The sequence below is a fragment of the Capnocytophaga canis genome (assembly GCF_000827555.1).
In the GTDB taxonomy this organism is placed as follows: domain Bacteria; phylum Bacteroidota; class Bacteroidia; order Flavobacteriales; family Flavobacteriaceae; genus Capnocytophaga; species Capnocytophaga canis.
The window spans coordinates 1-561 of the sequence record NZ_CDOI01000020.1 but is presented as its reverse complement, the minus strand read 5'-3'; the positions used below and the strand labels follow the sequence as shown (position 1 = coordinate 561).

General features: G+C 44.0%; 1 pseudogene. It reads right to left on the bottom strand.

The window, feature by feature from the left end:
- A pseudogene (locus CCAND38_RS11715) lies at positions 1–561 on the bottom strand (hypothetical protein); the annotation flags it as partial.

Here is a 561-nt window from a genome sequence, read left to right as displayed (position 1 = left end):
TGTTGTGGTAGCCGTATAGGTGTTCGGCAACGCTACTATCGTAGGTGCTGTTACTGTTACTGTTACCGTAGCTGTTTTGCAAGATGCTGAACCCGTAGCAATACCCTTAGGACACAATTCATACACTATCGTATAAACTCCTGCAGGGGTATTGGCAGGTACTTCTACATCTCCCGTAATGGTTGATAAAGTAGGCGTCACTCCCGCTCCAATAGGGGTCGCCGGTTGTTTAACTCCTATATTCACAAACGAAGGCAATACAGGGGTATGACCATTAATAGCGTCATTGCTCAACACATTACCCACTACCCTAGGAGTAGCAATTGTCGTAGCCGTATAGGTATCGTTAGCAACTGTTAACGTAGGTGTTCCAACTACAACTTGTACTTCCGCAGTATCACAATCCGTAGAACCTCCTGACAAGCATATCTCATACGTTATCGTATAAATATTCGGTAAAGTTCCTTGAGGGATCGTGATATTTCCATTTGTATCCAAAGCAGGTACATTCGAACCCGTAGGATTTTGGATATTGCCGATAGTTACCAAAGTAGTCGTAGC